13 protein-coding genes and 12 pseudogenes are annotated in these 20,339 nt (G+C 60.5%); 15 read left to right on the plus strand and 10 right to left on the minus strand.

What is annotated here, in order from left to right; genetic code table 11:
• Positions 1 to 6: 6 nt before the first annotated feature.
• Positions 7 to 938: pseudogene (locus tag LDZ27_RS28275) on the plus strand (IS3 family transposase); the annotation flags it as partial.
• A gap of 53 nt (positions 939 to 991) precedes the next feature.
• Here LDZ27_RS28275 and LDZ27_RS28280 read toward each other — a convergent pair.
• The 3 genes from LDZ27_RS28280 to LDZ27_RS28290 form a co-directional block, all read right to left on the minus strand.
• Positions 992 to 2,578 (minus strand): IS66 family transposase, encoded by a 1,587-nt coding sequence (locus LDZ27_RS28280; RefSeq protein ID WP_244817430.1) that lies wholly within the window; start codon positions 2,576 to 2,578, stop codon positions 992 to 994.
• Positions 2,579 to 2,660: 82 nt separating this feature from the next.
• Complete coding sequence (tnpB, locus tag LDZ27_RS28285) at positions 2,661 to 3,011, minus strand: IS66 family insertion sequence element accessory protein TnpB (protein WP_244817429.1); 351 nt, start codon at positions 3,009 to 3,011, stop codon at positions 2,661 to 2,663.
• Positions 2,992 to 3,480, minus strand: a complete 489-nt coding sequence (locus tag LDZ27_RS28290) for a transposase (RefSeq protein WP_244817428.1) — start codon at positions 3,478 to 3,480, stop codon at positions 2,992 to 2,994. Before LDZ27_RS28290 ends, tnpB begins: the two co-directional genes overlap by 20 nt.
• 83 nt (positions 3,481 to 3,563) lie before the next feature.
• On the opposite strand from LDZ27_RS28290, the pseudogene LDZ27_RS28295 reads away from it, so the two are divergent.
• Both LDZ27_RS28295 and LDZ27_RS28300 read left to right on the plus strand, forming a co-directional pair.
• Positions 3,564 to 3,812: pseudogene (locus LDZ27_RS28295) on the plus strand (IS3 family transposase); the annotation flags it as partial.
• A 39-nt stretch (positions 3,813 to 3,851) separates the two neighbouring features.
• A pseudogene (locus tag LDZ27_RS28300) lies at positions 3,852 to 4,040 on the plus strand (transposase); the annotation flags it as partial.
• Positions 4,041 to 4,082: 42 nt separating this feature from the next.
• Here the strand turns inward: LDZ27_RS28300 and LDZ27_RS28305 are convergent.
• Positions 4,083 to 5,659 (minus strand): IS3 family transposase gene (locus LDZ27_RS28305; RefSeq protein ID WP_244814132.1). Its coding sequence is split into 2 segments (ribosomal slippage): positions 4,083 to 5,191 and positions 5,191 to 5,659, totalling 1,578 coding nucleotides; the frame shifts between segments, so codons are not numbered across the junction.
• A 63-nt stretch (positions 5,660 to 5,722) separates the two neighbouring features.
• Here LDZ27_RS28305 and LDZ27_RS28310 point away from each other — a divergent pair.
• Positions 5,723 to 6,189: pseudogene (locus LDZ27_RS28310) on the plus strand (IS3 family transposase); the annotation flags it as partial.
• 15 nt (positions 6,190 to 6,204) lie between these two features.
• On the opposite strand, the pseudogene LDZ27_RS28315 reads toward LDZ27_RS28310, so the two are convergent.
• Both LDZ27_RS28315 and LDZ27_RS28320 read right to left on the minus strand, forming a co-directional pair.
• Positions 6,205 to 6,432, minus strand: a pseudogene (locus tag LDZ27_RS28315) (tyrosine-type recombinase/integrase); the annotation flags it as partial.
• 288 nt (positions 6,433 to 6,720) lie between these two features.
• Positions 6,721 to 7,473 (minus strand): annotated as a pseudogene (locus tag LDZ27_RS28320) (methyl-accepting chemotaxis protein); the annotation flags it as partial.
• A 75-nt stretch (positions 7,474 to 7,548) separates the two neighbouring features.
• Here LDZ27_RS28320 and LDZ27_RS28325 point away from each other — a divergent pair.
• Complete coding sequence (locus tag LDZ27_RS28325; RefSeq protein WP_244816423.1) at positions 7,549 to 8,502, plus strand: IS5 family transposase; 954 nt, start codon at positions 7,549 to 7,551, stop codon at positions 8,500 to 8,502.
• Between the two features lie 132 nt (positions 8,503 to 8,634).
• Here LDZ27_RS28325 and LDZ27_RS28330 read toward each other — a convergent pair whose 3' ends face one another.
• On the minus strand, positions 8,635 to 9,732 hold the full coding sequence (locus tag LDZ27_RS28330; protein WP_244818727.1) for a Tar ligand binding domain-containing protein: 1,098 nt from the start codon (positions 9,730 to 9,732) through the stop codon (positions 8,635 to 8,637).
• A 495-nt stretch (positions 9,733 to 10,227) separates the two neighbouring features.
• Between LDZ27_RS28330 and LDZ27_RS28335 the strand changes: the two genes are divergently transcribed.
• On the plus strand, positions 10,228 to 10,599 hold the full coding sequence (locus tag LDZ27_RS28335) for a hypothetical protein (protein ID WP_244818641.1): 372 nt from the start codon (positions 10,228 to 10,230) through the stop codon (positions 10,597 to 10,599).
• Positions 10,596 to 10,838 (plus strand): annotated as a pseudogene (locus tag LDZ27_RS28340) (ATP-binding protein); the annotation flags it as partial. The gene LDZ27_RS28335 and the pseudogene LDZ27_RS28340, both read left to right, overlap by 4 nt.
• 38 nt (positions 10,839 to 10,876) lie before the next feature.
• Here the strand turns inward: LDZ27_RS28340 and LDZ27_RS28345 are convergent.
• Positions 10,877 to 11,506, minus strand: a pseudogene (locus LDZ27_RS28345) (transposase); the annotation flags it as partial.
• 54 nt (positions 11,507 to 11,560) lie between these two features.
• Here LDZ27_RS28345 and LDZ27_RS28350 point away from each other — a divergent pair.
• Positions 11,561 to 12,696, plus strand: a pseudogene (locus LDZ27_RS28350) (IS3 family transposase); the annotation flags it as partial.
• 143 nt (positions 12,697 to 12,839) lie between these two features.
• Here the strand turns inward: LDZ27_RS28350 and LDZ27_RS28355 are convergent.
• Positions 12,840 to 13,334: a helix-turn-helix domain-containing protein gene (locus LDZ27_RS28355; RefSeq protein WP_244818642.1), complete on the minus strand. Its 495-nt coding sequence runs from the start codon at positions 13,332 to 13,334 to the stop codon at positions 12,840 to 12,842.
• Between the two features lie 197 nt (positions 13,335 to 13,531).
• On the opposite strand from LDZ27_RS28355, the gene istA reads away from it, so the two are divergent.
• Together istA and istB are read left to right on the plus strand one after the other, a co-directional pair.
• Entirely contained in the window at positions 13,532 to 15,220 is a 1,689-nt protein-coding gene (gene istA, locus LDZ27_RS28360; protein WP_370653521.1) for an IS21 family transposase, read from the plus strand.
• Positions 15,217 to 15,987, plus strand: a complete 771-nt coding sequence (gene istB, locus LDZ27_RS28365; RefSeq protein ID WP_244815404.1) for an IS21-like element helper ATPase IstB — start codon at positions 15,217 to 15,219, stop codon at positions 15,985 to 15,987. Before istA ends, istB begins: the two co-directional genes overlap by 4 nt.
• Positions 15,988 to 16,006: 19 nt before the next feature.
• On the opposite strand, the gene LDZ27_RS28370 is transcribed toward istB, so the two are convergent.
• Positions 16,007 to 16,471: a transposase gene (locus tag LDZ27_RS28370; RefSeq protein ID WP_244818644.1), complete on the minus strand. Its 465-nt coding sequence runs from the start codon at positions 16,469 to 16,471 to the stop codon at positions 16,007 to 16,009.
• Positions 16,472 to 16,533: 62 nt separating this feature from the next.
• Between LDZ27_RS28370 and LDZ27_RS28375 the strand changes: the two are divergent.
• From LDZ27_RS28375 to LDZ27_RS28395, 5 genes and pseudogenes are all read left to right on the plus strand, one after another.
• Positions 16,534 to 16,905: pseudogene (locus LDZ27_RS28375) on the plus strand (ATP-binding protein); the annotation flags it as partial.
• 579 nt (positions 16,906 to 17,484) lie between these two features.
• Positions 17,485 to 17,883: pseudogene (locus LDZ27_RS28380) on the plus strand (IS21 family transposase); the annotation flags it as partial.
• Positions 17,884 to 17,969: 86 nt separating this feature from the next.
• Positions 17,970 to 18,787 (plus strand): IS5 family transposase gene (locus tag LDZ27_RS28385; protein WP_244816175.1). Its coding sequence is split into 2 segments (ribosomal slippage): positions 17,970 to 18,318 and positions 18,318 to 18,787, totalling 819 coding nucleotides; the frame shifts between segments, so codons are not numbered across the junction.
• 8 nt (positions 18,788 to 18,795) lie between these two features.
• A pseudogene (locus tag LDZ27_RS28390) lies at positions 18,796 to 19,146 on the plus strand (IS21 family transposase); the annotation flags it as partial.
• A 77-nt stretch (positions 19,147 to 19,223) separates the two neighbouring features.
• Positions 19,224 to 20,321 carry an IS5 family transposase gene (locus LDZ27_RS28395; RefSeq protein ID WP_244818645.1) on the plus strand — a complete coding sequence of 366 codons (1,098 nt, stop codon included), beginning with the start codon at positions 19,224 to 19,226 and terminating at the stop codon, positions 20,319 to 20,321.
• Positions 20,322 to 20,339: the final 18 nt, after the last annotated feature.

Raw genomic sequence — 20,339 nt, forward strand, 5'->3', positions numbered from 1 at the left:
GGATCGCGTACACTCAAACGCAAGGAGAAGGCGCTGGCTGAAGCTGCGGCGCTGTTGGTGCTGCAAAAAAAGCACCGTGCGCTGTTCGGGGGCGAGGCCGAATGACGGTCCCTGAAGAGCGCAAGGCATTGATCGACCTGATCAGCGAGGCGACCCTGGCCGGGGCTCGCCAGGCGCGTGCGTGCAGCATTCTAGGACTCAGTGCTCGAACGGTTCAGCGCTGGCAGCGCGGCGAACCTGACGCGGTGGACGGGCGCTCGTTACGGCATCACGCGCCGCGTCACAAGCTCTCTGCCGACGAACGCGCCGAGCTTCTGGCGATCGCGAACTCGCCCGAATTCGGTCATCTGCCGCCAAGCCAGATCGTGCCTCGACTGGCAGACCAGCAACGCTATATCGCCTCCGAATCGACGTTCTACCGGGTCCTGAAGGCCGAGAAGCAACTCGCACACCGGCGCAGCGAACGGCCGGCACAGGCACGCAGCAAACCCCGTTCGGTTTGCGCCGATGCACCGAACCAATTGTATAGCTGGGACATCACGTATCTGCCGACCACGGTTCGTGGGCAGTACTTCTACTTGTATCTGTTTCTCGACGTGTTCAGTCGCAAAATTGTCGGCTGGCAGGTGTATGCCGAGGAAAGCAGCGTGCTGGCCAGCGAAGTCCTCAAGGACCTCTGCGCGCGCGAAGCGATACAGCCCGCCCAGGTGATTTTGCATTCGGACAACGGCGGCCCGATGAAAGGCGCGACGATGCTTGCCACCCTTCAGGCGCTGGGCGTCATGCCGTCGCTGAGTCGCCCGGGCGTGAGCAACGACAACCCTTACTCCGAGTCGTTGTTCAAGACCCTAAAGTATCGACCTGCTTATCCGCTCAAGGCATTCGATACCCTGTTTGCCGCGCGCACGTGGGTGGGCGCACTGGTGCGCTGGTACAACGTAAGCGCGAATTAACACGCACCACGGCGGACCACTGAATAATCTGCGCTCGATCACGTTGACGCGGATTCGTCGTTCCGCTTCGTGAAGTTGAATGGGAGCAGGTCCCGGATATCGGCATCCGCTGAGCGCTGCGGCAGCTCGGTCAGCACGCGCAGCAGATAGGCATACGGCTCGACTCCGCATGCACGGCACGTCAGCATCAAGCTGTAGATGATCGCACTGGCCTTCGCGCCAGCGACTGTGTCGCTGAACAGCCATGCCTTTCTTCCGGTCGTAAATGGGCGGATGTCGCGCTCGAGCAGATTGTTGTCGATGGGTGAGACCCCATCATCGACATAGCGTCGCAGGTATGCCCACTGATTGCGTGTGTAGCTGATAGCCTTGCCGGTCAGACTTTCAGGCAGCACTTGCGACGCCTGTTCATCGAGCCAGATTTTGAACGCCTCCAGCAGAGGCACGCTGTGCGCCTGGCGCAACTCATACGTGTGCTCGGCACGGCTTCGACCTTCGGGCAGTACGCCGCGTGCGAGGGTCTCAACCTGGTAAAGCGCCTTGAAGTATTCGAGCGCCTTGCGTGCGCGGCCGTCGGGTTTCCTGTGAGCCTTGTACGCCTCATCAAACCCGCGGCGCGCGTGAGCCATGCATCCGAGATGGGTCACACCTTCCAGCGTGCGCCACGCACTGTACCCGTCGGTCATCAGCGTTCCGGCGTAGCCGCCCAGAAAGGCCTGCGGATATTGCTGCCCGCGTCCTGGCTGATATTCGAACAGCACGACCGGTTCGGTACTGTCTTTGGCGCTGCGATACACCCACATGTACGACTTGCTCTGCGCTGTCTTGCCGTCTTCCTTGAGCACCTGCACTGTCGTCTCGTCGCCATGAAGCAGGGACTGCGCAAGCAGTGTTCTGCGCATCGCTTCATACAGACGGGACAGGTGCAGCTCGGCGGGACGGATAATCCAGTGTGCCAGCGTACCGCGACTGACCGCAATGTTCGAGCGAGTCAGCGCCTCTTCCATGCGATACAGCGGTGTGCCGTCCGCGTATTTGGCCGTCATCACCGTAGCGATCATTGCCGGGCTCGCGTTGCTTCCTGGCAGCGGCTGCGTCGGCATGGAAGCGATCACAACCGGCGTATGTTCGGCGTGGCGCTCGCAATGGCGACACGCATATTTGAAGCGCACGTGTTGCAATACCGATGCCTTGAGCTCGATATGCAACTGCTCACAGGTCTGCTCGCCCATCCGGTGCATCGCGCCCTTGCAGCACGGGCAGACCTTTTGGTCTTCGGGCAGGTCGTATTCGATACGGGTGCGGGGCAGATCGGCGGGCAGTGGTTTGCGACCGCGCTTCTGATGGGGTGGAGCATCCACGGCAGGCAGGCTGGTGGCGGGCAACGCGAAGACACCGTCCGGATCGTCTTCGACAGGTTCCACCGCGGCGACCTGCTCGGCTTCGTCGAACACGCGATCCTTGAGCTTCTCGCTGCTCGGCGCGAAGCGCTTGAGTTGCGCGAGGCGAAACAGCTCCTCGAGTTGCTCGACGCGTGCCTTCAAGTCCCGGTTGCTTGCCTCGAGCTCGCGGATGTAGGCGAGCACTTCGGGCGGCAGACCGGCGGTGGAATCGGGGGCTGACATGACCCTTACCTTAGCGAAATCGCCGGGCGCGTGGGTTTACGGAAGTTGTAACGACGAGGCCAGTTCAAGGGTCACGGATGCGTCAACCCGTGTGTCGATACTGTCGCGCAGGATGACGACGTACTGCGTCGATATCAATCCCCTCAAGCAACCAGTGCAGTTGCTCGGCGGTCAATTCCATCACGGCCTGCTGCCGGCGTGGCCAGGCGAAGCGGTCTTCTTCGAGACGCTTCATCATCAGCCAGAAGCCGTTGCCGTCCCAGCCAAGCAACTTAATGCGATTGTGGCGCTGGTTGCTGAACGCGAATAGCGCTGGCGCAAACGGGTCCAGCCCTGCCTGTTCTACCAGGGCGGCGAGTCCGTTGATCGACTTCCTGAAATCGACGGCTTCGCGATGAACATACACCTTGAGTCTAGCGTCGAGTCTGAACATCGCAGCGTCCCAGACTCTCGATCATGGCCGATACCAGCGACGCATCGCCGGCTGTGCAGTCCAGCCGCAGCGTCACTCCGTTGGGCATCTCCACCGTCAGTTGCGAGCGCAAGGCCGGATTTGTGCCCACAGGCTCGGAGTCGGGCTTTGAGATGCTGGTCCGCTCAACGACCCCACTGCGGCCAGCCTCGCGGACCATCACAAATGCCGACGGCACGGCGAGTGTCGTCGCATCATCGACAATATCCGGCGCCCCCGCGGCGCGGCGGCGTTGCTCATGCAGCTTGATCCATCGGCGCAGCAGATTCGCGTTGACGCCGGCTTTGAGCGCCAATCCGGCCACTGAAACACCAGGTTGCAGGCAGGCCTCGATGAGCCTAAGTTTGGATTGGGAGTCGTAGCGACGCTTGCCGTCGCGCCCGACTAGGGTAACGGCGAGAAGCGCCGTATCTGGACCTGTTTGAGTCATGGGTGTGTCCACAGAATATCAGTGGACGCAGCTTGCCTTGCTCCGAACCCAGACGCTATGTGCGCATAAATTCGCGCTTACGGTACAACGAGGAGCATCGTCACAGCGCGATCCGGTTCGTCACGCCGGCGCAGCGTCATGCCAACCTCGATCAGGACATTCTGGATCGACGCGCGGCGCTCTACGAGTACGCCCGGCAACGCAATCCGCTTCGGTGGAAAGGCCCAACGCGCAACTGGCAACGCGTCGATGCTGTGCACCTGAACCCGGATCGAATCGATAACCAGGGCGGTACCCCACGACGCCCTAACCAGGAGAGAAAGGCAGCCTGAAATTATTCGTTGAGGCGACAACTAGCTTGAAAATTTCCGCTGGAAGGTGTGACCCATCTCGGATGCATGGCTCACGCGCGCCGCGGGTTTGATGAGGCGTACAAGGCTCACAGGAAACCCGACGGCCGCGCACGCAAGGCGCTCGAATACTTCAAGGCGCTTTACCAGGTTGAGACCCTCGCACGCGGCGTACTGCCCGAAGGTCGAAGCCGTGCCGAGCACACGTATGAGCGGAAATTTTCAAGCTAGTTGTCGCCTCAACGAATAATTTCAGGCTGCCTTTCTCTCCTGGTTAGGGCGTCGTGGGGTACCGCCCTGGTTATCGATTCGATCCGGGTTCAGGTGCACAGCATCGACGCGTTGCCAGTTGCGCGTTGGGCCTTTCCACCGAAGCGGATTGCGTTGCCGGGCGTACTCGTAGAGCGCCGCGCGTCGATCCAGAATGTCCTGATCGAGGTTGGCATGACGCTGCGCCGGCGTGACGAACCGGATCGCGCTGTGACGATGCTCCTCGTTGTACCAGCGCACCAGTGCGCCCACCCACGTGCGCGCGGCAAACAGGGTATCGAATGCCTTGAGCGGATAAGCAGGTCGATACTTTAGGGTCTTGAACAACGACTCGGAGTAAGGGTTGTCGTTGCTCACGCCCGGGCGACTCAGCGACGGCATGACGCCCAGCGCCTGAAGGGTGGCAAGCATCGTCGCGCCTTTCATCGGGCCGCCGTTGTCCGAATGCAAAATCACCTGGGCGGGCTGTATCGCTTCGCGCGCGCAGAGGTCCTTGAGGACTTCGCTGGCCAGCACGCTGCTTTCCTCGGCATACACCTGCCAGCCGACAATTTTGCGACTGAACACGTCGAGAAACAGATACAAGTAGAAGTACTGCCCACGAACCGTGGTCGGCAGATACGTGATGTCCCAGCTATACAATTGGTTCGGTGCATCGGCGCAAACCGAACGGGGTTTGCTGCGTGCCTGTGCCGGCCGTTCGCTGCGCCGGTGTGCGAGTTGCTTCTCGGCCTTCAGGACCCGGTAGAACGTCGATTCGGAGGCGATATAGCGTTGCTGGTCTGCCAGTCGAGGCACGATCTGGCTTGGCGGCAGATGACCGAATTCGGGCGAGTTCGCGATCGCCAGAAGCTCGGCGCGTTCGTCGGCAGAGAGCTTGTGACGCGGCGCGTGATGCCGTAACGAGCGCCCGTCCACCGCGTCAGGTTCGCCGCGCTGCCAGCGCTGAACCGTTCGAGCACTGAGCCCTAGAATGCTGCACGCACGCGCCTGGCGAGCCCCGGCCAGGGTCGCCTCGCTGATCAGGTCGATCAATGCCTTGCGCTCTTCAGGGACCGTCATTCGGCCTCGCCCCCGAACAGCGCACGGTGCTTTTTTTGCAGCACCAACAGCGCCGCAGCTTCAGCCAGCGCCTTCTCCTTGCGTTTGAGTTCGCGCTGCAGCTCGAAATTGGCCTGCTTCAGATCCCGGACTTCCGTGGCGCTCTCGCGCCGACTACCGGTTCCACCGACCGTGCAAAAATCCGCTCGCCACTGCGCGAGATGATGTGCGAACAGGCCGCGCTCGCGACACCAGCTGTTCAACGCTTCGTCGACCAACCCGTGGCTCTCCTGCAAGGCCATCAGCCGTTCTTCCAGCGACCAGTCTTCCGGACGTCTTGCGTGTTCGGAGCCCGAGCTCCGCTTCGCGGCGGCGGCGCCTCTCATCCACTTCCTTAACGTCAGTACGTTCACGTTCAATTCGTCGGCCACTGCTCCAACCGTTCGGGGGCCGCGCTGCAGGACCTTCGACAGCGCCTGTTCCTTAAATTCAACAGAATACGTTTGTTTCGCCTTCACCCTGTACCTCTGACTCTTCTCGATAAGAAAGTTCAGAGGCGACAACTAGTCTGACGCCGGGGGGAAAATGAGGTGACCCGTGAGGCGTTACGAAAAAAATGGTAAGCGCACCGTCACGCCGAGACTTGGTGCGCCACATGACCCACGGCGGCTTGAGCGAGCGACACGCGCTGCGGGTGATAGGCATGAGTGCGAGCTCCTATCGGTACGCGGCAGCAGCGGATAGGAATGAGGCCCTGCGCGAGCAGATCGTGGCGCTCGCGCAGCGACATCGACGGTACGGCTCGGGCATGGTTTATTTGAAGCTGCGCCAATCAGGTCTGGTCGTCAATCACAAGCGTGTGGAACGGCTGTACGCCCGCGAGAACCTGCAAGTACGTCGCCGCAAGCGCAAGAAGGTGCCGGTTTCTGAGCGTCAGCCCTTGGGCCGGCCGTCAGCGGCCAACCAGATGTGGTCGATGGATTTCGTCTTCGACCGCACCGCCGAAGGCCGCGCGATTAAGAATTTGACGATAGTGGACAATGCGACGCAAGCGGATCCGGTGTTAAAGGCGGATCCGTTCGACCTCATCCAAACTGATGTCGTCACGGCGCCGGTCGTAGAGCTGCGTAGTGCGGGTCGACGCGTGATTCGCCATCACCGCGGCGTTCTCAAGCGTACCGCCGTTTTTGAGATACGCGGTGATGCCAGTCGCGCGGAAGGTGTGATTACCGATCAGCGTGTCGATGCCGGCCGCTCGCGCTCGGCGGCGCACCATCGCGTAGGCCGTCGCCACTACTGATGCATAGAAGGGCGGCATGTTCGCCGCGAATGATTTGAACTGCGCTCTTGCGACACCAGGCAGAGCGCGTGTTGCGTCAGTCAAGGCGCATCTCCAAATTACTGCGCCCACGGCTACAGCGCTGGCCGGAACGGTGCGATTTGCGTCATTGAGTGCAGCGTGTCGACGGTCGGTTGCTCTCGTAGGGAGGCGCGACGGCGGGTCAAAGGAAAACATGCCGCAGCACGCCGCGGCTTCTTACTCATGCGACGCTTTGACTAGAAGGCCGACCAGTCGCCATTAGCAGAAGCGATCACCGATGCGCTCAATCGGCGGCTTGGCCGGACGCGTCGCCGTTCGTGCTGGCGCGGGCGTCGGCGCACGCTTCGCCGCGACCACGCTGTTGACTACCGGCGATGACGTGAACGTCTGACCGGTACGAAAGACGCCCACAGCTGCGGTCAGTTGCTTCGCTTGGTCTTCCATCGAGCCGGCCGCTGCCGCCGCTTCTTCAACCAGGGCGGCATTTTGCTGCGTGACCTCGTCCATCTGCGAGATGGCCTGATTCACCTGCTCGATGCCGCGAGTTTGCTCACTCGAAGCGGACGCAATCTCGCCCATGATGTCGGTGACTCGTTGGATCGCGGTGCCCACCTTCTTCATCGTCTCTCCAGCTTGTGCAACGAGCTCCGTTCCCTCATTGACTCGGGTACCGGATGTTTCAATGAGGTCCTTGATTTCCTTCGCGGCGGTCGATGAACGCTGCGCGAGGCTGCGCACTTCGCTCGCGACGACGGCGAAGCCACGACCTTGCTCGCCAGCGCGTGCAGCTTCCACGGCAGCGTTGAGTGCCAGGATGTTGGTCTGGAATGCGATGCCTTCGATGATCCCGATGATTTCGGCGATCTTGCCCGAGCTCTGCTCGATCCCATCCATCGTTTGTATCACCTGACCGATGATGGCGCTGCCCTCGTTGGCGACGGCGTTTGCGTTGTCTGCCAGTCCGCTCGCTTGCTGAGCGTTTTCCGAATTCTGCTTAACGGTCGCGGTTAAGGAAACTCTGCGTAACCCTGTCATGGCATCGATTAGGAATGCTACTATTGACGTTACAGACATGGAGGCATTGTGATGACGCAACTTCATCTCGGTTTGAACCTTTCGACCAAGCGAACGCGTAAGCGGGAGTTTTTGGACGAGATGAGACGAGTGGTGCCATGGTCAAGATTGATCGAGTTGATCGAGCCGCACTATCCAAAGGGCAAAGCCGGACGTCCTCCTTTTCCAATCGCGACGATGTTGCATATTCACTTCCTGCAACAATGGTTTAGTCTGTCGGATCCAGCGATGGAAGAGGCCCTCTACGATGTGCCGCTGTATCGGGAGTTCGCGGGTCTCGACGGCGCGATGACCCGCCTCCCGGATGAAACGACCATCCTGCGGTTTAGGCACCTGCTCGAAGCACATGGGATCGCTGCGCAAATCCTGGCGGTGGTCAATGAGATATTGCGCGACAAGGGATTGATGCTCAAGGCGGGATCGGCCGTCGATGCCACGTTGGTCGCGGCGCCCAGCTCGACCAAGAACGGCTCGGGCACACGCGATCCCGAGATGCAGTCGACTCAGAAAGGCCGCAACTGGTACTTCGGCATGAAAGCCCACGTGGGCGTGGACGCAGAATCAGGCTTGGTTCACACGGTCATCGGCACGGCAGCTAACGTGCACGACATCAATGTGGCACATGCGTTGTTGCACGGGGAGGAGACGAGTGTTTATGCCGACGCCGCATACCAGGGCATCGAAAAGCGTGAGCAAGCGGGTTCGGCCCGATGGCACGTTGCAATGCGGCCCAGCAAGCGCAGGAAACTGAATCTAGACGACCCTGTCGACGCGATATACGACAAGATTGAAAGGCTGAAGGCTGGTATTCGGGCGAAGGTTGAGCATCCTTTCCGAATACTCAAACGACAATTTGGCTACACGAAGACGCGATACCGGGGGCTGGCGAAGAATACCGCTCAAATCACTACGTTGTTTGCGTTGGGCAATCTATGGATGATGCGCAACGCGCTACGCCACTCGTAGAGAGGCCGCCAGATGAACGTGGCCTTCATGTCCTTGCTAAAAGTCACAACCTCTTAACCGCATCGACGTGGTGACCTAATTCAGCAATCGACAGGCTTGCGCGAGGGAAAGTGGAGCTCCAACGCATACTGTTTACAACGAGTCTTCGTCCACGCCTGTCGCATGCGCCTCGAAACGCATTGTGCAGACGCTCCTTAACTCTTCCATGCTCGCGGCCGTTTCCTCCAGCGAGGCGGCCTGCTCTTCGGTGCGAGACGACAAGTCAGTATTGCCAGCGGCGATTTGCTTGCTCGCGCTCGCAATGGCTTCGCTGCTACTTCGAACAGTAAGGACGGTTGCGGCAAGCTTGTCTTTCATGGAAGCCACCCCGGAGAGCAGCTGGCCCATTTCATCATGCGTCTTCACGGCGACAACGCGCGTCAGATCGCCTGCAGAAATGTGTTCGAAGTGCTCAAGCGCTTCTGCGATCGGGGTCATGATCGCGCGGCGCAGCAGGAACCAGCCAGCGAATGCAGCAATCAAACCAGCGGCAATAGCGGCAATCGCTACTACCGCAGCCGTACGACTAGCGCCCGCGTTTTCAATGCGTTGATGATCTGCCGACGTCTGCTGATAGTCGCGCAACGCTTTTGAGGCATCCGTCATTTCCGCGTAAGCCTTAGGCAGTGCAACCATCGCCACCTGACGGATCTCGCTCTCGTTGGCGCGATCCAGTGCAGCACCGAATGCAAGCACCGCTTCGCGTAGCGCCTTGCGCTTTACTGCGAGATCGCCAGCCATGCCCGACTCTTGCGCATCTTGCGGCAACGACATGTATTCTGCGAACGCCTTGTCTGATCCGTCGAGATAGCCTAGCACGCGCTCGCGCTGCCGTGCGGCGTCGGGTGAGTTTGGCTCCATGGCAACGTGATCGAGGACAAGCCTTGCACGTGCGAGACGAATTTCAGCGCTAGCCAGTGCTGCAGTCGACGGCAAGAGGTCCGTGCTCATTGCATCGGCCGAAGAACGGATCTTTTGCATGCCTAACAGGCCTACCGCGCCTACCAGTAGCAGCATAAAAGCAAGGAACGACATCGTAAGCGCGAGGCGCATACGGATTGTGAGAGTCTTCATTTCTGTGATTTTCCAGCGCCACCCATAAAAGGCGATGCGACTGCGCCCACGCACCTGCCTGCCGCTCACCAATTGAAAGCGACCTTTGTATATCGACGCCGATTCGATATTCTGCAATCAGAATTTGTACAGTCGGATGCGATTGGAAGCAGTAGAAAATACCTCTCCAAACTGATTCATCGGACTTGCCGGTGAAGTCTCCCGCAGACTGAACGCTGCAGCTGAATGCGCGAATTGCAACGGCGAAGAAGCGATCCGGCTCGACCATCTCGAACAGGTGAGCAGCATTGCCGTCTAATGACCTGCGTCGGTGGCCGGTTGCGCCCCGCCCGTTGTCCGAAGAGGCGTTCGGAAGCTGGCTGGGACATGTCGCCAGTCGCTACTAGATAAGTGTCGCGCAGATATAGGATTTCACTCAGCTGGGCACATTCCCCGCCCTTCGCAACATCGAATGGATCGTGTTTCCTCCAATATCCGAAGGTACGCTTGCCACGCAATCGGCAGTCACCCGTGAATCCTGACCGGCTTGCGCGGATCCAAACCCCGTCCGGCTGGGGAGCACGGGCAACACTCGAGCAATTTCCGGTAGCAATCGCACGGCGCGTACGTAACATGGATCGGTTGCTTGTGCTGGTGAGCAAATACCGGCACAAACTCAAAAGCGGCCCATCAAGGTCGATCATAGAATTAGTGCACCCCCAAATAGCAAAATTAGCGTACATCAACATCAACTTAAACCAACCAGCCTCCACGCCTCCACGATTCCCCGGGCGCTTCACTACGACGGCTTCGTCATTCGACTACGACTACAACGATGAAGAATTGGCCGGACAGCTCGACGTGTTGCTGGAAGCCGGCAAGCTGCCCGATCTCAAAGCGCTGCGTGAGCAGTACGCACCCCGTGAGGCATCGTGTCCTGAAGTGGATGTTCAGATGCCGCCCGTTGCCGTCTATGACGAACTGCTCGAGGAGATGGCAGCATGAACGCGCCCGCATATGATGGTGGCCGCCTGGCCCTGATGCTCAACGAGCTGCGCTTGCCAACGATCGGCAGGTTGTGGCCCGAGTTCGCCGAGCGCTCGGACAAGGAAGGCTGGCAGGCGACGCGACTGCTTGGCGCGCTGCTTGAGCACGAGCTGGCTGAGCGCGCCAAACGGCGTATCGAGCGGCACCGTACCGAGTCGCATCTGGACCCAACCAAGACACTCGCCACCTTCGACTTCGGAAATTTTCAAGCTAGTTGTCGCCTCAACGAATAATTTCAGGCTGCCTTTCTCTCCTGGTTAGGGCGTCGTGGGGTACCGCCCTGGTTATCGATTCGATCCGGGTTCAGGTGCACAGCATCGACGCGTTGCCAGTTGCGCGTTGGGCCTTTCCACCGAAGCGGATTGCGTTGCCGGGCGTACTCGTAGAGCGCCGCGCGTCGATCCAGAATGTCCTGATCGAGGTTGGCATGACGCTGCGCCGGCGTGACGAACCGGATCGCGCTGTGACGATGCTCCTCGTTGTACCAGCGCACCAGTGCGCCCACCCACGTGCGCGCGGCAAACAGGGTATCGAATGCCTTGAGCGGATAAGCAGGTCGATACTTTAGGGTCTTGAACAACGACTCGGAGTAAGGGTTGTCGTTGCTCACGCCCGGGCGACTCAGCGACGGCATGACGCCCAGCGCCTGAAGGGTGGCAAGCATCGTCGCGCCTTTCATCGGGCCGCCGTTGTCCGAATGCAAAATCACCTGGGCGGGCTGTATCGCTTCGCGCGCGCAGAGGTCCTTGAGGACTTCGCTGGCCAGCACGCTGCTTTCCTCGGCATACACCTGCCAGCCGACAATTTTGCGACTGAACACGTCGAGAAACAGATACAAGTAGAAGTACTGCCCACGAACCGTGGTCTGAGATTGACCCGCCAAAACGGACACCTATCCTTTGGAAAAGGGGGTGCCAAAATGGGCAAGCATCGAGCACCGTACCCGGCGGAGTTCCGGGCTCACATAGTCGAGCTGGTGAAGGCGGGGCGAACACCCGAGGAGCTTGCGCGAGAGTTCGAGCCTAGTGTGCAGACGATAATCAACTGGGTGGCGCAGGCGGATATTGACGCCGGCGTGCGTCAGGAGGGGTTGACCACGGCTGAGCGCCAAGAGCTCTCCCGTTTGCGCCGCGAGAATCGGCAATTAAAGACGGAGCGCGACATTCTCTCTCACGCCGCAGCCTGGTTCGCCCGCGAGACAGGAGCCGTGTCCTCGAAGGATACGGATTCATGAGAGCAAACCAGGCCCGTTGGCCCATTGCTACGATGGCGCGGCTGCTGGGAGTCTCGACCAGCGGTTACTACGCGTGGCTGGTGCGGGAGCCATCAAGGCGGTCACGTAGCGATGCTCAGCTACTGACGCGCATTCGTACGCTGTATGCGAGTTCGCGAGGTACGTATGGGGCGCCGCGCATCCATGCGCAACTTGCGCGCGAGGGAGTGCACGTGGGACGCAAGCGAGTCGCGCGCCTGATGCGCATCGCGGACCTACGGGGAGCAAGCCGACGGCGCTGGCCCCGTACAACGCGCCAGCGTGCGGGGGCACGGCGTGCGCCGGACCTCGTGCGCCGGCACTTCAATGCTGAAGGGCCCAACATACTGTGGGTCGCAGATGCCACCTACATTCCGACGACAGAAGGCTTTCTCTATCTGGCCGTGGTGCTTGATGTCTTCAGCCGGCGCATCGTCGGCTGGGCAATGTCGAACCACTTGTACACCGAACTGATGTTGCGCGCGCTCGACATGGCCCTCCAGCAGCGACGTCATGAGGGTGTGATTTTGCATTCCGACCAGGGGGCCCAATACACATCCATTGCCTTTGGAAAACGCTGCCGCGAAGCCGGCGTGCAACCGTCGATGGGTACAGCCGGCGACGCGTACGACAATGCGATGTGCGAATCCTTCTTTGGGACGCTTGAAGCAGAGCTCCTGGCGCGCGAACACTTCGCGACCCATGAACAAGCACGGAGGCGCATCTTCTCCTTCTTGGAAGGCTGGTACAACGTACGCCGCCTGCATAGCAGCATCGGCTATTGTTCACCGCTCGAATTCGAAAACCTGAGCGCGAAGACAAAAACCGCATCACCCTGCGAGTTGCCCACCGACGGGCAGCGTCGCGGTCGTGAGAAGCGACCCGCTGCCCATCCGTGGACAACCCGCAACTCAACGCTTAACGGAGGCCGGGCCACGACAAATCTTTAACTGCAAATCTGTCCGTCGGAGCGGGTCAATCTCACCGTGGTCGGCAGATACGTGATGTCCCAGCTATACAATTGGTTCGGTGCATCGGCGCAAACCGAACGGGGTTTGCTGCGTGCCTGTGCCGGCCGTTCGCTGCGCCGGTGTGCGAGTTGCTTCTCGGCCTTCAGGACCCGGTAGAACGTCGATTCGGAGGCGATATAGCGTTGCTGGTCTGCCAGTCGAGGCACGATCTGGCTTGGCGGCAGATGACCGAATTCGGGCGAGTTCGCGATCGCCAGAAGCTCGGCGCGTTCGTCGGCAGAGAGCTTGTGACGCGGCGCGTGATGCCGTAACGAGCGCCCGTCCACCGCGTCAGGTTCGCCGCGCTGCCAGCGCTGAACCGTTCGAGCACTGAGCCCTAGAATGCTGCACGCACGCGCCTGGCGAGCCCCGGCCAGGGTCGCCTCGCTGATCAGGTCGATCAATGCCTTGCGCTCTTCAGGGACCGTCATTCGGCCTCGCCCCCGAACAGCGCACGGTGCTTTTTTTGCAGCACCAACAGCGCCGCAGCTTCAGCCAGCGCCTTCTCCTTGCGTTTGAGTTCGCGCTGCCCCCGGCGGGCACCCAAATTCCTCCGGGGATGGGCGCTTCAAATTCCTCCACCCCGCGCCCCCGGTTGAGTAGCCGGTAGCGACATCGCAGGACGTTTATTTTCTTCTCCTTCAGGCATGAAGGAGACCGAGAGGTGAACGTCTTGAAGCAGCATCTCCAAGCCACGATATTCACGCTGCTCGAACGCGGGGCAAGTCAGCGCAAGATCCACGAGGTCACGGGGATCGACCGCAAGACGATCCGCCGCTATCAGTCGATCTTTGAATCGCAGCGAGTCACGGGCGACGCAAATTCCTCCACCCCCGCGCCCGCCGGCATGGCGGAGCCGGTGGGCGCGCAAATTCCTCCACCGCAAACTCCTTCACTTTCGCGCCCGCCGGCTTCTCGGATCGTCGCACCGGTCAAACCGTTCAATTTCGCCCGTTCCGCCAGCGAACCCTATCGCGAGTGGATTGAGCAGCAGATACGCTTGAAGCGCAATGCCCAAGCGATTTACCAGGATCTGGTCGACCAGTTCGGCTTTACTGCGAGCTACGACAGCGTCAAACGCTTTGTGCGCGCCCTCCGGCACGTCGATCCCGAGCAGTTTGACCGCCTCGAGTTTGCTCCGGCTGAGGAAGCTCAAGTCGATTATGGTGAGGGCGCGCCGACGCGTGATCCGAGGACGGGCCGGTATCGGCGCCCGCGCTTGTTCGTCATGACGCTACGCTATTCGCGGCGCAGCTTCCGGCAAGTGGTCTGGAAGTCGAGCAAGCAGGTTTGGGCGCAACTACATGAGGACGCCTTCCGGTACTTCGGTGGCAGCGTGAGTTACGTCGTCCTCGATAACCTCCGGGAAGGTGTCATCACCCCCGACCTATATGAGCCGGAGCTGAACCGGCTCTATGCGGCGATGCTTGAGCATTACGGCGTCGTGGCCGACCCTGCTCGCGTACGAGACCCGAATCGAAAGGGCACCGTAGAGAACGCGATCCAACACACGCAGAACACCGCGCTCACCGGCCGGCGTTTCGAATCACTCGAAGCTCAGAACGAATTCCTTATGCATTGGGAGGAGAACTGGGCAGCCAGGCGCATCCACGGCAGAGCGCGGCGGCAGGTCGAAGCGATGTTCCAGGAGGAGAAGCCACATCTGCGGCCGCTGCCGGCCACCGCGTTCCGCTACTTCACCGAAGTCGTACGCACCGTCTGGGACGACACCACAGTAAGTATCGAGCGCAGCAACTATGCGGCGCGCCCTGCGCCCATCGGCAGCCTCGTCAGCGTGCGCATCTACGACACCACGATTGAGATCCGCGACCGGCGCACTCAGGAGTTGCTGCGCACCCATCCACGCCACACGCAGCCCGGTTCACTCGAATTGCCCGAGAGCGAGCGACCGTTCAATCCGTCGCGCCAGACGAGCCTGGCGCTCGCTAGCGCCGGCGACATCGGCCCACAAACGAAGGCACTTTGCCAGCATCTGTTCGACGCCGAAGGACGCGTCGGACATCGCGGCATGTGGGGCATCGTCGCGCTGGCGAAGAAGTATCCCGCCTGGCTCGTCGAGCAAGCCTGCGACCACGCGCTGCATCATCACCTGTATCGCTACCGGCAGGTGCGCACCGTTGTCGAACGGCTGTTCGAACAGGCACTTGAGCGCCTCGATCGGGCGCCCCAACTCGCCTTGCCGCTCACCCAGGAGCACCCGTTGATCCGGCCCGCAACCGAATACAGCGAGCTCTTCGACGCCGGCGCGCAGCACAGCGCCACATCTCGATCCTCCACGACGGGAGAAACCGTATGACCACCACCTTACCGGACATCGAACGCGCGCTAAGGCTATTGCGTCTGTCAGGCGTACGCGACACGCTCGAGACACGCGTGCTGCAGGCCCAAGGGAGCCAGCAACCATTTCTGGAGACCTTCGCGCTGATTCTGCAGGACGAACTCGACCGGCGACAGTCGCGCCTCATCGAGCGTCGCTACCAGCAATCGGGTCTCGAGGAGAGGCTTACCCTGACGGAATTCGACTGGTCGTTCAATCCAAAGCTGCCTCGCCAAGCCTGCTTCCAGCTACACGCACTGAAGTTCATCGCCGCTGGCGAAAACGGTTTAATTGTCGGCAAGCCTGGCACCGGCAAGTCGCACGTGGCGAAGGCCGTCGCATATCAGGCCGTCCTCCACGGGCACAAGGTGCAGTATCTCGAGACCGATGACTTCTTCAACCGTTATGCGCTGAGTGCGCAGGAACAACGGCAGGCGCGGCTGCGTGCCATTCTCGATTGCGACCTGCTCGTGCTCGACGACCTGTTCCTCTCACGTACGATCCCCGACGACGCCGGCGCACTATTGCAGACCCTGATCCATCAGCGCTACAAGTTGCGTCGAAGCGTGGTGGTCACCTCCAATCGCGTCGTACAGGACTGGGGCGCCTATCTTGGCGACAACACGATGAGCACCACGATCCTTGACCGCCTTATGCATCATTGCCACCTCCTCGAATTCAATGGTCGCAGCTACAGGCTCAAGGAAGCTGCCGAGGCGCTTGCGCAGAAAACGAAAGAAGGCTAAAACTCGACGACGTCCTGCGTTACGGGGTGGGGGAATTTGGGCGCCCATAAGTGGAGGAATTTGAACTGCCCGTCCGGGCGCGCTGCAGCTCGAAATTGGCCTGCTTCAGATCCCGGACTTCCGTGGCGCTCTCGCGCCGACTACCGGTTCCACCGACCGTGCAAAAATCCGCTCGCCACTGCGCGAGATGATGTGCGAACAGGCCGCGCTCGCGACACCAGCTGTTCAACGCTTCGTCGACCAACCCGTGGCTCTCCTGCAAGGCCATCAGCCGTTCTTCCAGCGACCAGTCTTCCGGACGTCTTGCGTGTTCGGAGCCCGAGCTCCGCTTCGCGGCGGCGGCGCCTCTCATCCACTTCCTTAACGTCAGTACGTTCACGTTCAATTCGTCGGCCACTGCTCCAACCGTTCGGGGGCCGCGCTGCAGGACCTTCGACAGCGCCTGTTCCTTAAATTCAACAGAATACGTTTGTTTCGCCTTCACCCTGTACCTCTGACTCTTCTCGATAAGAAAGTTCAGAGGCGACAACTAGTCTGACGCCGGGGGACTTCAGCGCTGTGCCAATGGTCTCGAAGGCTCATGTGACGGCGCTGGCCACCGGCGAGTCATGGCTGGAGAAAGGCGCCACGGTCCTCCTGTTCGGCCCACCTGGGGTCGGGAAAAGTCATCTAGGTTCGGCCATCGGACACGCCTTGATCGATGCTGGCTACCGCGTGCTGTTCACGCGCACCAGCGAGCTCGTTCAGAAACTGCAGGCGGCACGCCAGAGCCTGCAGTTGCCTTCAGCACTGGCCAAGCTCGACCGCTTCGACCTCATCGCCCTCGATGATCTGTCGTACGCGCGCAAGGACCAGGCCGAGACCAGCGTGCTGTTCGAACTGATTGCGGAGAGGTACGAGCGTAAAAGTCTTCTCATATAAGTTATTTGGAATTGGATTCGTGCTACGGTAGGCCAACGTTTTTTGTTCGTGTGGCACGCTGGGGGGCCTGAAACGAGATCACGCAGGGTTATCCACGGGGCCGCCGCCCGCTTCTCTATAGCGAGAGGCGAGCGGCCCGGTGGATAACCCGTGCCGAAGGCGATGCCGCTTTTACCTGCTCGTGCTGAATCGTCGTGGTGACGGGGCGGCATCCCTCGCGAGAGGAGCAAATCATGGCTGCCAGCAGCGCTGTCGTCGAACCGGTCTGGGAACGGTATCCGCTAATCGCCTCGAACTCTTACGCTCGACGATGGATACAGAGTTGCGTGATGCTTGGTCTGGCAAGGCTGCCGCGCGTCAAACAACATGAGAGCAGCGCGTCAATCAGGATGAGAGTACTGGCGTTGCGGCAGCGGTGAAGGGCGTAGCCTGGAACCGCTGCCGCAACGCCGCGCCGAGGAGTCCGCCCCGCTGCCGGGGCGCTTTATCGGTGGTCGCGGTAAATCGGGTATGAACAGCTCTTTCGTGTAGCGAACGGAGGCTGCGTTGCCCGGCCGACACATCAACGACCATCAGATGAGGCTCTACATGAAGTACAGACTCAAGGAAGGACCGGCTCAAGCGGCTGCGCGCGCCGGGTTCAGCGCCGCCACGGGGTATCGCATCGATCAGGACCGGCGACTGCCATCACAGAAGAAGGCGCCACGTGCGCGTCGTCGTCCCGATCCCTTGGCGGCAATCTTCGACACCGAGATCGTGCCGCTGCTCCAGTCCGCTCCCGGCATTCGACCGATAGCCGTGCTGGACGAGATGCTTCGGCGCCATCCCGACCTCCCGGGCAACGTGCGCCGCACTCTGGAGCGCCGTATTCGCGACTGGCGTGCACTCCATGGCGAGGAGCATGACGTTATGTTCCGTCAAGTACACGAACCCGGTCGTCTTGGGTTGTCCGACTTCACCGAGATGGACAGCCTAAAAGGCCAGTTCAAAAAGAGCTCGGAAGGGCTGTTTACTTTTCTTCGAAACGGTTAACCTTGGATGCCTGAACAACGGATCAAGGAATGCCGGCACCTATCATCGATGACGAACTGTGGGCACTGATCGAACCACTACTTCCAGCGCCCAGACCGCGACGCAAGCGTTACCCCGGGCGCCTACCGGTCTCGGACCGTGCAGCATTGAATGGCATCCTGCTCGTTCTGAAGACAGGTATCCGTTGGAACCATCTACCGACGCGGCTAGGCTTCGGCTCTGGCGCGACCTGCTGGCGTCGGTTGCACGACTGGCAGCAGGCCGGGGTGTGGGACAGATTGCATGGGCTGCTGCTCGACAAGCTGCGCGAGTCGGGCCAGCTCGACTTCTCACATGCGGCTGTCGATTCATCGTCCGTGCGAGCCGTTGGGGCGGGCCAAAAACTGGGCCAAACCCCACCGATCGTGCGCGACCAGGCTCCAAGCACCACGTCCTCGTAGACGCCAACGGCGTTCCAGTCAGCGCGATTCTGACCGGTGCAAACCGCAACGATGTCACCCAACTGCTTCCGCTGGTCGACGCCATCCCGCCGATTCGTGGCACTCGCGGCCGACCGCTTCGCAAGCCCAAGGTCATCTACGCCGACCGTGGTTACGATTCTGACTCGCATCGCCGCCGGCTTCGCGAGCGCGGCATCCAACCGGTTATCGCCAGGCGTCGCACGGAACACGGCAGCGGCCTCGGCAAATTCCGTTGGGTCGTCGAACGGACTCATTCTTGGCTCCATGGTTTCCGTCGCCTCCGCACTCGCTTCGAACGCCGCGCTGACATTCACGAAGCTTTCTTAAAGCTAGCCTGCGCACTCGTCTGCTGGAACATCTTCAGCCGAACGGAGCGCGCTTTTTGAACTGGCCTTTAAGCATTACCGTGGCGGGTCTCGCGCTTGACCACCGCCTCTATCACTTCCGGCTGGCCTGCTCGGGCTTCGAGCACGCTCACGTCATTCTCGGCGGCGAGAGCTTTGTCGCGCTGGCTGAAGGGCTGCAGAATGCCATCTGGGCACTCGGGGGCGCGCCGCGCGAGCACCGCAGCGACAGCCTGTCGGCGGCGTTCCGCAATCTCGATGCCGACGCGCGCAAGGATCTGACCACGCGTTATGACGCTCTGTGTGCCCACTACGGCATGCAGCCCACACGCAACAATCGTGGCGTTGCCCACGAGAACGGCTCCATCGAGAGCCCTCATGGCCACCTTAACAGGCCGCTGAAATACTGATCGCAGAGGTCATCGCGGGATGTGCCTGAAGCGTTGATAGAAGGACCTAACTTGCCCCCCCGGAGATCATGCGCGGCGCCGACACGTTCACTGAGAGTTTGTTTTCCTTTCGCAAGCTCGACGACTTCGTTCCGGCGTCGCATCCGCTGCGCTCGATTCGCGTCATGGCGAACGAAGCGCTCGCCAAGATGGATCGGCTGTTCTCCGAGATGTACGAGGTCGACATAAAAGGTGGACGGCGGAGCATCGCGCCGGAGAAGCTGCTGCGGGCAATGCTGATTCAGATCCTCTACAGTGTCCGCTCGGAGCGACAATTGATGGAGCAGGTGCAATACAACCTCCTGTTTCGCTGGTTCGTCGGCTTGGCAATGGATGATGTGGTGTGGGTGCCCACCGTGTTCACGAAGAACCGCGAGCGGTTGATCAAGCACGACGCGGTCATCAAATTCTTCAACGAAGTGGTGGCCATTGCCGAGAAGAAGGACCTGCTCTCAGGTGAGCACTTCAGCGTGGACGGCACCTTGATTCAGGCGTGGGCGGGCCACAAGAGCTTCGTGCGCAAGGACCGTGACGATCAGGACAACGATGACGGCAGCGCGGGCGACTTCAAAGGCAGCAAGCGCAGCAACGAGACGCATCAGTCCAAGACTGATCCTGATGCGCGGCTCTATCGCAAAGGCAAAACGGCCAGCCAATTGCGGTACATGGGCCATACGCTGACCGATAATCGGCACGGCCTGGTGGTCAACGCTCGCGTGACACACGCTGATGGGCATGCCGAGCGTGAAGCGGCCAAGATCATGATCAACGATGCGCGGCAAGCGGCAGAAGATGCGAACGCAGAAATCACGCTGGGTGCAGACAAGGGTTACGACGCACAGGAATTCATTGAAGCCTGCCAGCAAATGAAGGTCACCCCGCACGTTGCGCAAAACACTTCTGGGCGGCGTTCAGCGGTGGCCGACGCGATTGCATCAAGCCTGGGCTATTCCATTTCGCAGCGAAAGCGCAAGTTGATCGAACAAGGCTTCGGGTGGGCCAAGACCGTGGGGCGCATGCGCCAAGTGATGGTGCGTAGTTTGGAGAAGGTTGACCAGATGTTCGTGTTGAACATGGCCGCCTATAACCTCGTGCGCATGCGGTCACTGGGACAAGTCCGCCCATAGTGGCGCAATGAGTAGTCA

The sequence above is a fragment of the Caballeronia sp. Lep1P3 genome (genome assembly GCF_022879595.1).
Lineage (GTDB): Bacteria > Pseudomonadota > Gammaproteobacteria > Burkholderiales > Burkholderiaceae > Caballeronia.